The following is a 12,632-nucleotide window of genomic DNA, read 5'->3' on the forward strand; positions in this document are numbered from 1 at the left end:
GGGCTCAGGCGGCCGGACCGACCTCCCGTACGGGAGCGGTGCTCCGGACCGTCCAGGACAGCGCCGCGCAGGCCACGGCCGCCCCCACCGCCACCGCGAAGGCGGCGGGGGCGCCGTGGCCTTCGGCGAGCCGGCCGGAGAGGGCGAGGGCCAGGGCCTGGCCGCCCACGATCCCGCTGGTGAGGAAGGCCATCGACTCGGCCAGCCGGGCGGCCGGCACGGTCCGCTCGGTGAGCCCGAAGACGGTGATCAGGTGCGGGGCGTAGGCCGCGCCGAGGACGACGACGACCGCGTACAGCGCGGCCAGGGAGTCCACCAGGAGCAGCGGCGCGGAGAGGACGACGAGGCCGGCGGTGGCGGCGCGCCAGCGCGTCGTGAGTCCGATCCGGGCGGGCACGGCGGCCATGGAGAGGCCGACGGCGGCGCTCATGACGCCCATGGCCGCGTAGACGAGCCCGGCCTGGGCCGGCGCGCCCAGCTCCTCGGTGAGGGCGGTGATCCCGGCCTGCGAGGCGCCGAACATGGCGCCCTGGAGGACCATCGTGCCGCGCAGGGCGTACGCGGATCCGGGCAGCCGCGTCCGTTCGGCGGCACCCGTACGGGTGGACGCTGCGGGCGCGATCGCCCGGGCCGTCGGGTGCAGGGCGAAGGCCGTCCCGCAGCCGGCGAGCAGCAGGGCCGCCAGGAGGAGCGCGGCGGCGGGGTGGGCGAGGGCGGCGGCGAGTCCGACGAGGGCCGGGCCGAGGACGAAGGAGACCTCGTCGAGGGTGCCCTCGAAGGAGAGCACCGCGCCGACGAGCCGGTCGTCCGCGCCGGAGCGGCGGGCGAGGGCCACGGAGCGGGTCCGGGCGAGCGGTCCGACCTGCGGGACGGTGGCCCCGGCGAGGGCGCCGAGCGCCATGAGCGGGCCGGTGGCGGCCTCGGCGAGGGCGGCGAGGACCAGGGCGGTGACGGCGACCGCGTTGGCGAGGGAGGCCGCGAGGACGATCCCGCGCTGGCCGTGCCGGTCGGCGAGCCGGCCGATGACGGGCCCGGCGACGGTCTGTCCCGCGGCGAGCGCGCCGCCCGTGAGGCCCGCGGTGGCGAGCGAGCCGCTGGTCTCGGCGACCAGGAGCAGACTGCCGAGCTGGCACATGGCGGTGGGCAGCCGGCCGAGGAAGGAGACGACGGGAAGGGCCGGGCCGAGCAGGGACAGCGTGTCGCGATACGTCCGAAGCATCACGCGAACGTAACGCGGTGCACTCGGACGGGTGCATGGGGCGATGACACAGAAGCCTCCCGACGGGGTACGTACGTTCGCATGACGCCCATTCCACCCACCTCGACCTACCGGCTGCAGCTCCAGCCGGAGTTTCCGTTCTCGGCCGCCGAGCGCGCCGTGCCGCACCTGGTCGGCCTCGGGGTCTCGCATCTGCACCTCTCCCCCGTCCTGGAGGCGGTGCCCGGCTCGACCCACGGCTACGACGTCACCGACCACCGCTCGGTACGGGCCGAACTGGGCGGCGAGGAGGGGCTGCGGGCCCTGGCGGCGACCGCGCGGGCGCACGGCCTCGGGCTCGTCGTGGACCTGGTGCCCAACCACATGGCGGCCTCCCCGCGCCACAACCACGCGCTGCGCGCCGTGCTCCGCGAGGGCCCCGACTCGCCGTACGCCCGCTGGTTCGACATCGACTGGCGCGCCGGGGACGGCCGGGTGCTGCTGCCCGTGCTGCCCGCGCGGCTCCCGGAGGTGCGGGACCGGTTCCGGGTCTCCGGCGGCTCCCTGCACCTGGACGGCCAGGAGTTCCCGCTCCGCGCGGGCACCGAGGGGCTGCCGCTCGACGAGCTGCTCGACGCCCAGTGGTACCGGCTCGGCTGGTGGCGGCTCGCCCGCACCGAGCTCGGCTACCGGCGCTTCTTCACCATCTCGGACCTGATCGGGGTGCGGGTGGAGGACCCCGAGGTGTTCACGGCGAGCCACGCGAAGATCGTGGAGCTGGTCGCGGACGGGGTGATCGAGGGGCTGCGCATCGACCACCCGGACGGGCTCGCCGACCCGCAGGGCTACTTGGAGGACCTGGCGGCGGCGACCGGCGGGCGGTGCTGGACGGTCGTCGAGAAGATCCTCACGGGGTCCGAGACGCTGCCCGCCGCCTGGCCGGTCGCGGGCACCACCGGGTACGACGCGCTGCGGCAGCTCGACGGCGTCTTCACCGACCCGGTGGGCGCCGACGAACTCGCCGACCTCTACCGTGAGTTCGTCGGCAGGGCCGGGGACCGGGGCGGCCGCTGGGAGGCGACCGCGCACCGCGCCGCGTACGAGGTGGTCGGCCACGACCTGGCCGCCGAGACGGCCGCGCTGACCCGGATCGCCGGCCGGATCTGCGCCGCCGACCCCGGGCTCCGGGACCACGCCCCCTGGGCGCTGCGCACCGCGATCCGGGAGCTCCTCGTCCGGGTCCCCGTCTACCGCCCCTACCGGACCGGCGGCGAGGAGGTGCTGACCCCGGAGGCGGCGCGCGGCGCGAAGGCCGCGTTCGCGGTGCCGGAGGAGGCGACGGCGGTCGACGCCGTACGGGACCTGGCGCTCGGGAAGCGCGGTGACGGGCCGGAACACCGGGCGTTCCGCGCGCGGTTCGCGCAGACCTCGTCCGCGCTGCGGGCCAAGTCCGTGGAGGACACCGCCTTCTACCGGTACACCCCGCTGCTCTCCGCGAACGAGGTCGGCGGCGACGCGGGACGGCCGGCGGTGCCGGTGGAGGAATTCCACGCGTACTGCCTGCGGATCGCCCGGGACTGGCCCGACACCGGCACCGTGCTCTCCACGCACGACACCAAGCGCAGCGCGGACGTCCGGGCCGCGATCGCGGTGCTCTCCCAGTGCCCCGAGGTGTGGGCGGAGCTCCTCGCGGAGGTCGCCGGGGTGCCCGCGCCCGATCCGCACGTGGCGTGGACGGCCTGGCAGACGGCCTTCGGCCTCGGCGCCCCGGATCCGGACCGGCTGGTCCCCGCCATCCTCAAGTCCGTGCGGGAGGCGGGGCTCCGGACCAGCTGGACGGAGCCGGACGAGGAGTACGAGCGGGCGGTGTCCGAGTTCGCGGCGGCCGGGCCCGGCCGGATCCCGCTGCGGACGGCCTCGGAGGCGGCCTTCGCCCTGGAGCCGCACGTCCGGGCGCACGCGCTCGGGGCCGCGCTCGCCCAGCTGACGATGCCGGGGGTGCCGGAGCTGTACCAGAACACGGAGCGGGAGTACCGGGCGCTCGTCGACCCGGACAACCGGGCGCCGTTCGCGGTCGGCCCCGAGGACGAGCGGACCGCCCTGGTCCGGGCGGCGCTGCGGCTGCGGCGCGCGGACCCGGAGGCCTTCGGGGCGGGCGGGACGTACGTCCCGCTGACGGCGGAGGGCCCGGCGGCCGCGCACTGTCTGGCCTTCGCCCGCTCCGGCCGGGTGGTCACGGCCGTGACCCGGCTCTCGCTGCGGCTCGCCCAGGCGGGGGGCTGGCAGGACACGGAGCTGGTGCTGCCCGAGGGGCGGTGGGTCGACGCGCTCGACGGGGTGCGGGAGTTCACGGGCGGCCCGGCGACGGAGGTGAAGCTGGCGGAGCTGTTCGCGGAGCGGCCGGTGGCGCTGCTCGCCCGGCTGGAGTGACCGGGGGGAGTGACCGGGTGGAGTGACCGGGGGGGTGACCGGGGGGGGTGACCGGGGGGGGTGACCGGGGGGGTGACCGGGGGGGGTGAGCCGCCGCCTCCGCCCGTGACAAGCCGATGATCACGACGAAGGATCACACCGGTCGGCTCATCGGCGCCGCCTTCGGGCTCGTGTTCGTCCAGGCCGACGCGGGCGCCCTGCCCACGGCGGTCGCGACGCCGCCGCGTCTCCTCGCGATCGCCGCGCCCCTGGGCGTGGTGGTGCTCGCGGCGATCGACGCCCCCGGCACCGCCGTCGGGGTGACCGCCGGAATCCTCCCCGGCGTCCTCCTGCTCGCCTCCGTCCGGCGCTCCGGCCGCCCGGACCCGGCCGCGTCCGCGGACCGGGTCCTGTCCGGCAGCCGGGGGTGATCAGGAGCGGGAGACGCGGGTGACCTCGCACTTGGTGTACTCGGAGCCGTCGCCGGACCCCGTGTACGGGCTGGTCAGTTCGGTGCTCTGGGAGGCGCCCGCCGTGACGGCGATGGCGGTCGCCTTGGAGGTGGCCGGGGCGACGGTGCCGCCGGGGTCGCCGGTGAACTTGATCGCGACGTCGTAGTCGTAGTCCATCAGACCGTCGTTCTTGATGGTGATCCGGGCGACGAGGTTCTTCGTCGCCGGGTCGAACTTGCACTCGTCGATGGTGACGTCGCGCGAGGCCTTGTTCGAGCTGCCGGTGCCGCCGGACACGGAACCGCCGGAGCTGCCGCCCGTGGTGCCGTCGTCGTCGCTGTGGTTGCTGCCGCTGCTGTGGCTGCCGGAGCTGCTGCTGCCGCCGCCGCAGCTGCCGCCGTGCGAGCCGCGGGCGCCCGTCAGGGCGACGACCGCGATGCCGAAGACGGCGATCGCGCGGACATGACGCATCTTCATTTTTCGAATCCCCGTGGAAAGTGGTGGAACGTGCGCCCGTTGACGGGCGCACGTCACCCTAACAGCGCCCGGGAGGCCGCTCAGCCGCCCGGGAGGCCGCTCAGCCGCCCGGGCGGACGATCAGGCTGCGCGGCGCGCGCGTGATGAGGCCCGTGAAGGCGGGGCGGAAGCCGTCGGCGAGACGCAGCCGGGGCATGGCCGTGAAGAGGGCGCGCAGGGCGTACTCCGCTTCGAGCTCGGCGAGGAGGACCGCCGGACAGAAGCCCGCTCCGTAGGTGAGCTGGCCCGGGTCGTCGCGGAACGGATCGAAGCGGTCGGGCTCGCGGAAGCGTTCGGGATCGCGGCCCGCCGAGCCGACGAGCAGGGCGACGGACGCGCCCGCCGGGACGACGCCGCCGCTCACCGGCACCTCGGCGCTGGTGCGGCGCACCGCGATCTGCACGGGCGGGTCCCGGCGCAGCGACTCCGTCCAGGCGCGGGCGACGAGGCCGGCGGGTGCGTCGCGGAGGGCGGCGACCTGGTCGGGGTCGGCGAGGACGTTGCCGAGGAAGGAGGCGAGCGCCTTCTCCCGTACGGCGATCTGGCCGCCGCACTCCCCCGCCAGCGCGCCCGCCGCCCGGCCGCGGACGAGCCGCATCATGTCGCGGTAGGGCACGCCGACGGCCGCGGCGACGGTGCCGGCCGGCAGCCAGTGGCAGAAGTCGGCGACCAGGTCCGCCCGGGACCGTTCGGCGATCCGGTGGGCCAGGACGTAGGCGGTGCGTTCGGTGACCGCGCGCAGGGCCTCGACGTCGACGTCGACATGGGCCCGCGCGCACGGCGGGTCGCCGGGCCGGTGCCCGTGCGTGAAGCGCTCGTCGGTGAGCGCGGCGGCCACGTCCGCGTACCGGCTGAGGACCCAGGCCCGCAGCAGCGGGTCGTACGTGAGCGGGAAGTCCTCGCGCAGGGTCCGGTGGATCCGGTGCGGGTCCAGCGAGGCGCCGGGGTCGAGGGGGCTCGGGGCGACGGTCCGCCCACCGGGCGGGAAGGGTCCGGCGGCGGCCGGGTCGGCCAGGGTCCGCACGCGTCCGGGGACGGCCGGCCGGCCGGCGCCGGGGGCACGGGCGGGGATGCCGGCCCCGGACGCGGCAGGGGCGCCGGGCGGGGGCCCGCCGGCCCGGGCCGGCTTCGTGGGGGCCGCGGCCGAGGGGGTCGCCGGAGTCATCGACGGCAGTCGTGTCCAGGGGTCCCCGGACTCCTCCGGCCGCTCGCCCCGTATGTCCCGGTCCGGCTCGTGGTTCGGCGCGTCGCTCATCTCGCCCCCTGTCGCTCGGCGGTGGGTGCCGCGGCCGGAGATCGTGGCGCGCGTCTGCCCAGCCCATCACCGCGCGGCCCGCACCGCCCGCCACGTACCGCCGAACGGGTGAACGCGTGGGTCAGTCGTGCGACAGCCGGAAGGACATCTGGCCGAAGCCGACCACGTCCCCCGCCCGCACGACCACGGCGCCGGTGACCCGCCGTCCGTTGACGGTGGTGCCGTTGGTCGAGCCGAGGTCGCGCAGCACCCACAGCCCGCCCTGCAGCGAGAGTTCGGCGTGCAGCCGGGAGGCCGTCTCGTGGCTGAGCCGCAGCCCGTTGACCGGGTCGCGCCCGATCCGCAGCGGATACGGGCCGGGGTGGGGCAGCAGCAGCTTCGGGAGCCGCTCCGCGCTCCAGGCCCGCCCGATCCGCGCCGTGAAAGCGGACATCCGCTCCACCGCGCCGACCACCCGCCGGGTCCAGGTGCCCTCGGTCCGCAGGTCGGCGGTGAGCAGGGCGAGTTCGTCCGGACGGCGGGCCTGGAGCGCGCGCTCCATCCGGAAGAGGAAGGTGTCGTGGGAGAGGCGGCCCTGGGCGGCACCCTCACGGAGCAGCACCAGCGCGCGGTCCCGCTCGGCGTCGGTCAGCCGAGGGGCGTTCGCCGGAAGCTCGAAAGGGGTCGTCACGTCAGTGATTGTCCGTCCGTCGGACCCGACGTGTCCAGAAGCGCCCCTGACCTGGAAATTCCGTACCGGCCTCCGGGGGCCCGCTGTTACGGTCTGCGGGCTCGTCCACCACAGATCCTCCGGGGGAACCACGACGTGACCACGTCTTCCGCACCGTCCGCCACCGGCCTCGTCGTCCGCCCGCTCGCCGGGCCGCAGGAGCTCGGCCTCTTCCTCCGCCTCACGTACTCGCTCGACCACGAGCTCGCCGACGACCTCGCCACCGGCCGTCGCCTGCCCTCGTGGATGTGGGTGGCGCTCGACGGCGACCGTCTCCTCGGCCGGGCCTCCTGGTGGACGAACACGGCGGGCGCCGAACCGCAGATGCTGGACGTCTTCGACCTCGCCCCGGAGCTGTCCGCCGAGGAGCGCGCCGAGGTGGGCCTGCGGCTCCTGTCGACGGCGACGGCCGCGGTGCTCCCGGCCGCCGCGCCGCGCCCCGAGTACATACGGTTCCTCCCCGCCGACTGGCGCGAGGTCCCGGAGACCCGGTCCCACCTGGAGTCCCTGTTCTCCGTCCTGGAGCGCACCGGCGCCCGCCCGCTGGTCGAGCGGCTGCGCCTGGAGTGGCGCCCCGGCACCCCCGTACCGGAGCCGACGGGCCGTCTGGAGTTCCGTCCCGTCGAGGACCGCGAGGACCTGCTCGCGCTGATGACGCCGGTGATGGAGGGCACGCTCGACGCGCACGGCCGGGCCGATCTGGCCTCCGGCCTGTCGGCGCGGGAGGCCGCGGAGCTGCACTACGACGAGGAGCTCGCGCGCTACTCCTCGCCGCGCGAGTGGTGGCGCGTCGCCGAACTGCCGGGGAGCGGCGAGCCGGTCGGCTTCGTCGTGCCCGCGCGGAACAACTACCACCACATCATCGCGTACGTCGGTGTGCTGCCCGCCCACCGTGGGCACGGGTACATCGACGACATCCTGGCGGAGGGGACCCGGATCCTGGCCGCCACCGACGTGCCCCGGATCCGCGCGGCGACGGACCTGGGGAACGTGCCGATGGCGGCGTCCTTCGCCCGGGCGGGCTACGTGACGTTCGAGCGCGCGATCAACTACGTGTGGGACGCTCCGGGCGAGTCGGGGTCCTGACTGCCAGGATGGTCGCGGTAGCCGTGGTGGAGTGACTGGACCGTCGACGAGGGGATTCCCGTGCTCTTCGAGGTGTGGGCGCCGAGCGCCCGTGACCGGGTGACGCTGGAGCTGAACGGCTCCGTCCACCCCCTGGACCGGGACGCCGAACGGGACGGCTGGTGGACGGGCGTGGTGCCCGCCGGGGACGGCGACCGGTACGGCTTCTCGCTCGACGGCGGGCCCGTGCTGCCCGACCCGCGCTCGCGCCGGCTGCCCGACGGGCCCGACGGCCTGAGCGCGGTCGTCGACCACTCGGCGTACACCTGGCGCCACGCCTCCCCGCGGCTGCGGCTGCGCGGCGCCGTCCTGTACGAGCTGCACGTCGGCACCTTCACCCCGGAGGGCACGCTCGACGCGGCGGCCGCGCGGCTCGGGGAGCTCGCGGGCCTCGGCATCACCCATGTGGAGCTGATGCCGCTGTGCCCGTTCCCCGGGGTGCGGGGCTGGGGCTACGACGGGGTGGCCCCCTGGGCGGTCCACGAGCCGTACGGCGGCCCGGAGGCGCTGAAGCGGTTCACGGACGCGGCGCACGGCCTCGGCATGGGCGTGGTCCTCGACGTGGTGCACAACCACCTGGGCCCGTCGGGGAACCATCTGTGCTCCTTCGGGCCGTACTTCACGGACACCCACCACACGCCGTGGGGCGCGGCGGTGAACCTGGACGCGCCGGGCTCGGACGAGGTCAGGGCGTACTTCCTGGGGAGCGCGCTCGCCTGGCTGCGGGACTACCGGATCGACGGGCTGCGGCTCGACGCGGTGCACGCCCTCGCCGACACGCGGGCGCTGACCTTCCTGGAGGAACTGTCGGCGGCCGTGGACGAGTTGGCGAAGGAGCAGGGCCGGCAGCACTTCCTGATCGCCGAGTCCGACCTCGCCGATCCGCGCACGACCACTCCCCGCGCGCTCGGCGGCCTCGGTGTGCACGCCCAGTGGAACGACGACTTCCACCACGCCCTGCACACCGCCCTGACCGGCGAGTCCCAGGGCTACTACGCCGACTTCGCGCGCGCCCCGATGGCGGCGCTCGCCAAGACCCTCACCCGCGTCTTCTTCCACGACGGCACGTACTCCGCCTTCCGCGGCCGGCACCACGGGCGCCCGGTGGACCGGGAGCGCACCCCCGCCCACCGCTTCCTGGGGTACGCGCAGACGCACGACCAGATCGGCAACCGGGCACTCGGCGACCGCCTCTCGGCCTCGCTCTCCCCCGGACTGCTCGCCTGCGCGGCGACGCTCGTCCTCACCGGCCCCTCGGTGCCGATGCTGTTCATGGGCGAGGAATGGGGGGCGGGCACGCCCTGGATGTACTTCACCGACCACACCGACCCGGAGCTCGCGGAGGCCGTACGGCGGGGCCGGAAGCGGGAGTTCGCCGCGCACGGCTGGTCCGAGGACGAGGTTCCCGACCCCCAGGAGCCGGCCACCCGCGACCGCTCGGTCCTCGACCGCGGCGAACGCGAGCGGGACCCGCACAAGCGGCTCCTCGCCTGGCACCGGCAGCTCATCGCGCTGCGCCGCACCCTGCCCGACCTGACGGACCCGGATCTGGCGGGGGTGAAGGTGGCCTTCGACGAGGAGGCCCGCTGGCTGGTCTTCCGGCGCGGGGACCTGCGGGTGGCCGTGAACCTGGGCAAGGAGCCGACGGTGATCCCCCTCGGCTCCAACGGCCGCGACCGGGTCCTGGCCTCCTGGGACCCGGTCGAGCCGCCGGCGGCGGACGGGCTCCTCAGCCTCCCCGGCGAGTCTGCGATCGTCCTGACCGACGGCTGATCCCTCCGCCTTCCGGTGGCCGGCTCGATCGTCCTGACCGACGGCTGATCCGCCCGTCCCCGGTGGGTGGATACTCTGCCCGTGACCACCATCTACCGCACCCAGGCGGGCCGGGAGCAGATATGGGGCTGGTGCCTCGGCCGGCTCGACGCCTGGCGGGTGCCGCACGAGCGGGACGTCTTCAGCGCGGGAGGCGCCGCGACGCACGCGGTGACCGCGGGCACCGCCGGCCCGTCCGGGACGACGGTCGTCCTCGTCCCCGGCACGAACTTCAACGCCGCCGCGTCCCTGCCCCTGGCCGACGCCCTGCTGGCGGCCGGCCACCGGGTCGTCCTGCTCGACGTGCCCGGCCAGCCGGGCCTGAGTTCCGGCGAACGCGGCCTCGCCAAGGGCAGGTTGGGCTGGTACGGGGCCTGGCTGGACGAGGCCGTGGCGGAGACCTGCGGGCGGCGGCCCGTCACCGTCCTCGGGCACTCGTTCGGCGCGGCGATCGCCCTGTCCGCCTCCTCGGCGCCCGTCGAGCGCCTGGTCCTGGTCTCCCCCGGCGGCCTGTCCTCACTGCGCCTTCCGCCCGCGCTGCTCGCCGCCTCGGCCGCCTGGTTCCTGCGGCCCGCGCCCGCCCGCAGCGCCCGGCTGCTGCGCACGATGCTGGCGCCCGGTCATGAGCCCCGGGCGGAGCTGGTGGAGTGGATGACGCTCGTGGCCCGGCACGCCCGGTCCAGCGGGGCGCCCGGGCTCGCGGAGCCGGGCGCCCGGAAGGTGCCGGTCACGGCCGTGACCGGGGAGCACGACGTGTTCCTTCCGCCGGAGCGGCTTCGGCCCGCGGTCCGCGCCCGCCTGGGCGAGGGCGCGGAGCTCGGGGTCGTACCGGACGCGGGTCACCTGGTGGTGGAGGAGTTCCCGGAGCGGATCGCCGCGCTGGTGTCCCGGGGGCGCTAGTCAGTCGACGATGGCCATCTCGTGCGGGGTGTTGTTGAAGCGGCGGCCCCCGCCGTCCTCCGTCGCCGTGACGATGTCCTCGATGCGGACGCCGAAGCGGCCCGGGAGGTAGACGCCCGGTTCGACGGAGAAGCACATGCCGGGGACGATGGGCAGCTCCTCGCCCTCGATCATGTACGGCGGCTCGTGGGTGGTGACGCCGATGCCGTGGCCGGTGCGGTGGATGAAGTACTCGCCGTAGCCGGCGTCCGTGATGACCTTGCGGGCCGCCCGGTCGACCTCCTGGCAGGCGACCCCGGGGCGTACCGCCTCGAAGCCGGCCTGCTGGGCCTCGCGGACGAGGTCGTGGACGCGGCGCTCCTCGTCGGTGGGCTCGCCGACGTGGACGGTGCGGGTGGTGTCCGAGCCGTAGCCGTGCTTGAGGCCGCCGAAGTCGAGGACGACCATGTCGCCGCGCTCGATGACCCGGTCACCGGCCTCGTGGTGCGGGTTGGCGCCGTTGGGGCCGGAGCCGACGACGGTGAAGTCGACCTGCGAGTGGCCGGACTCCATGAGGAGCCGGGCGAGGTCGGCGGCGACGTCGGTCTCCTTGCGGCCCGCGAACCGGACCTTGAGGATCTCGCCGTACGCCTGGTCGGCGGCGGCCCCGGCGGCCGCGATCCGGGCCAGCTCGTGGGCGTCCTTGACGCCCCGGAGCATCGGCAGGGCCTCGGTGAGGGAGACGTACGAGGTGCCGGGCAGGGCCTGCTGGAGGCCTAGGAGGTGCATGGCCCAGGCGTTGTCGCTGACGCCGAAGCGGCCGTCGACGTCGAGGAGCGGGGCGGTGACGGCGTACGGGTCCTTGCCGTCGGTCCAGTCGCGCAGGGTGAGCGCGGCGGCCCCGGCGGCCTTCTCGGCGTCGGGGGCCTCCAGGGTCGGGACGACGAGGACCGGTTCCTGGCCGACGGCGAGGACGAGGACGGTGAGCCGCTCGGTGATCGCGGTGGGCTGGTAGCCGGTGAGGTACACCAGGTCGGGCCCGGGGGCGACGAGCACGCCCGCGAGTCCGGCGTCGGCGGCGGACTCGACGGCACGGGCCATCCGGGCCCGGTAGTCGTCCGCGGTGAAGGGCACGACCTCTTCGGGCGCGGTCCGTCCGGCTGCGGCCCCTTCGGTGGCGTGGGTGCTCGGCATGGTGGGCTTCTCCTCGACGTCCTCGTCCGATGGCTCGTACAGCATCCTGCCGGGCGGGGGCGCGGGCCGCGACCGGATCAGCGGCGGTCGGGGCCCTGGGCGATGAGCCGTTCCAGGAGCTCGTGGAAGTCGTCGCCGACGACGATCCGCAGGTCGCCCCGCTCCTCGTCGTGCTCGCTGAGCTGGGTGAGCGTGCCGCCCCGCCACCAGAAGACGTACGGACTGATGGCGCCCGGCACGTCCTCGTACCCGGAGGCGGCGAAGGAGGCCATCGCGCCGAGGGCCGGGATGATCGAGGTGTCCCGGATGGGGTGGAAGGCGAGCTGGTGCCGGAAGGGCAGGGCGACGAGGGCGCCGTGCTCGCCGAGCGGGAGGCCGGTGACCCGCTGGACGACGCCGTCGAGGTCGAGGACGCGGCTCGCCGTGTAGAAGGAGTCGCCGAGGATGATCTCGAAGCACATGCCGTCGGCGTCGCGGACGGTCTCGTGCTCCTCGACGGGCAGTCCGCGCAGGTTGCGCAGGGCCCGGTCGCGCAGCTGCGCGTGGTCCCCGAGCCGTTCGAGCGCCTCGTCGGTGAGCATCATGACGCTCTCGGGCAGGTCGAGGGCGAGGACCTCGTAGAGGCCGGGGGCGACGGTCCTGGCGTAGCCGAAGGCACCGGCGTCGATGCCGTCCCCGCTGACGATCCGGGGGTAGAGCTGGGCGCGGATCTGCTCGGGCGGCAGGGTGTCGAGCGCGGAGGGGCCGTCCATGGCGCGGACGACGAGCCCGATGTGACGGTCGATCATGTCGGGCCAGACGCGGGGGCCGCGCCGGTCCTGGTGGCAGACGGCGGCGAGGTTGCCGAGGCCGAAACGGCGGCCCTTGTCGTCGACGACGTGGTCGGCGTAGACGATGACCTCCAGACCGAGCTCGGCGAAGGTCTGGCGGACCCGGCCGCGGAAGAGGGCGGCCTCGCGCTGGGAGAAGTACGCGAACTCGGGATCCCTCGGTGCGTCGTCGCCGTCCCGCCTGGGTACTCGTCGCAGCCACCCCACGCCCGTCCGCCTTCCGTCGCCGTTGCGTCCAGCGTAGCGACTGCGG

General features: G+C 75.3%; 11 protein-coding genes. 5 read left to right on the plus strand and 6 right to left on the minus strand.

Translation table 11 applies throughout. The features are described 5' to 3' along the window. Positions 1-4: 4 nt before the first annotated feature. Positions 5-1,219: an MFS transporter gene (locus tag ACFYUZ_RS33970; RefSeq protein ID WP_389315813.1), complete on the minus strand. Its 1,215-nt coding sequence runs from the start codon at positions 1,217-1,219 to the stop codon at positions 5-7. Positions 1,220-1,309: 90 nt separating this feature from the next. Between ACFYUZ_RS33970 and treY the strand changes: the two genes are divergently transcribed. Further along, complete coding sequence (gene treY / locus ACFYUZ_RS33975; RefSeq protein WP_389316012.1) at positions 1,310-3,628, plus strand: malto-oligosyltrehalose synthase; 2,319 nt, start codon at positions 1,310-1,312, stop codon at positions 3,626-3,628. Positions 3,629-3,744: 116 nt separating this feature from the next. Continuing rightward, positions 3,745-4,038, plus strand: coding sequence for a hypothetical protein (locus ACFYUZ_RS33980; protein ID WP_389315815.1), 294 nt, complete (start codon positions 3,745-3,747; stop codon positions 4,036-4,038). Here ACFYUZ_RS33980 and ACFYUZ_RS33985 read toward each other — a convergent pair whose 3' ends face one another. The 3 genes from ACFYUZ_RS33985 to ACFYUZ_RS33995 form a co-directional block, all read right to left on the minus strand. Then, on the minus strand, positions 4,039-4,536 hold the full coding sequence (locus ACFYUZ_RS33985; RefSeq protein WP_389315817.1) for a hypothetical protein: 498 nt from the start codon (positions 4,534-4,536) through the stop codon (positions 4,039-4,041). It lies immediately after the preceding gene. Between the two features lie 100 nt (positions 4,537-4,636). Further along, positions 4,637-5,830 carry a cytochrome P450 gene (locus ACFYUZ_RS33990; protein ID WP_389315819.1) on the minus strand — a complete coding sequence of 398 codons (1,194 nt, stop codon included), beginning with the start codon at positions 5,828-5,830 and terminating at the stop codon, positions 4,637-4,639. A gap of 121 nt (positions 5,831-5,951) precedes the next feature. Beyond that, the gene (locus ACFYUZ_RS33995) at positions 5,952-6,500 is read right to left on the minus strand and encodes an FHA domain-containing protein (RefSeq protein WP_389315821.1); all 549 of its coding nucleotides are present in this window, start codon (positions 6,498-6,500) and stop codon (positions 5,952-5,954) included. Between the two features lie 135 nt (positions 6,501-6,635). Between ACFYUZ_RS33995 and ACFYUZ_RS34000 the strand changes: the two genes are divergently transcribed. The 3 genes from ACFYUZ_RS34000 to ACFYUZ_RS34010 all read left to right on the plus strand — a co-directional run bounded on the left by ACFYUZ_RS34000 (position 6,636) and on the right by ACFYUZ_RS34010 (position 10,376). Further along, positions 6,636-7,625, plus strand: a complete 990-nt coding sequence (locus tag ACFYUZ_RS34000; protein WP_389315822.1) for a GNAT family N-acetyltransferase — start codon at positions 6,636-6,638, stop codon at positions 7,623-7,625. A 60-nt stretch (positions 7,626-7,685) separates the two neighbouring features. Beyond that, positions 7,686-9,437 (plus strand): malto-oligosyltrehalose trehalohydrolase, encoded by a 1,752-nt coding sequence (gene treZ, locus ACFYUZ_RS34005; RefSeq protein WP_389315824.1) that lies wholly within the window; start codon positions 7,686-7,688, stop codon positions 9,435-9,437. Between the two features lie 81 nt (positions 9,438-9,518). Continuing rightward, the gene (locus ACFYUZ_RS34010; RefSeq protein WP_389315826.1) at positions 9,519-10,376 is read left to right on the plus strand and encodes an alpha/beta fold hydrolase; all 858 of its coding nucleotides are present in this window, start codon (positions 9,519-9,521) and stop codon (positions 10,374-10,376) included. Here ACFYUZ_RS34010 and ACFYUZ_RS34015 read toward each other — a convergent pair whose 3' ends face one another. Beyond that, entirely contained in the window at positions 10,377-11,456 is a 1,080-nt protein-coding gene (locus ACFYUZ_RS34015; RefSeq protein ID WP_389316014.1) for an aminopeptidase P family protein, read from the minus strand. A gap of 170 nt (positions 11,457-11,626) precedes the next feature. Continuing rightward, positions 11,627-12,586, minus strand: a complete 960-nt coding sequence (locus ACFYUZ_RS34020; RefSeq protein ID WP_389315828.1) for a hypothetical protein — start codon at positions 12,584-12,586, stop codon at positions 11,627-11,629. Positions 12,587-12,632: the final 46 nt, after the last annotated feature.

This window comes from Streptomyces sp. NPDC004266 (genome assembly GCF_042874095.1).
Classification (GTDB): Bacteria; Actinomycetota; Actinomycetes; order Streptomycetales; family Streptomycetaceae; genus Streptomyces.

Coding starts and splice junctions, on each gene's coding strand:
- ACFYUZ_RS33970 (WP_389315813.1), bottom strand. CDS start 1,219: ATGCTTCGGACGTATCGCGACACGCTGTCCCTGCTCGGCCCGGCCCTT.
- ACFYUZ_RS33990 (WP_389315819.1), bottom strand. CDS start 5,830: ATGAGCGACGCGCCGAACCACGAGCCGGACCGGGACATACGGGGCGAG.
- ACFYUZ_RS33980 (WP_389315815.1), top strand. CDS start 3,745: ATGATCACGACGAAGGATCACACCGGTCGGCTCATCGGCGCCGCCTTC.
- ACFYUZ_RS33985 (WP_389315817.1), bottom strand. CDS start 4,536: ATGAAGATGCGTCATGTCCGCGCGATCGCCGTCTTCGGCATCGCGGTC.
- ACFYUZ_RS34015 (WP_389316014.1), bottom strand. CDS start 11,456: ATGGCCCGTGCCGTCGAGTCCGCCGCCGACGCCGGACTCGCGGGCGTG.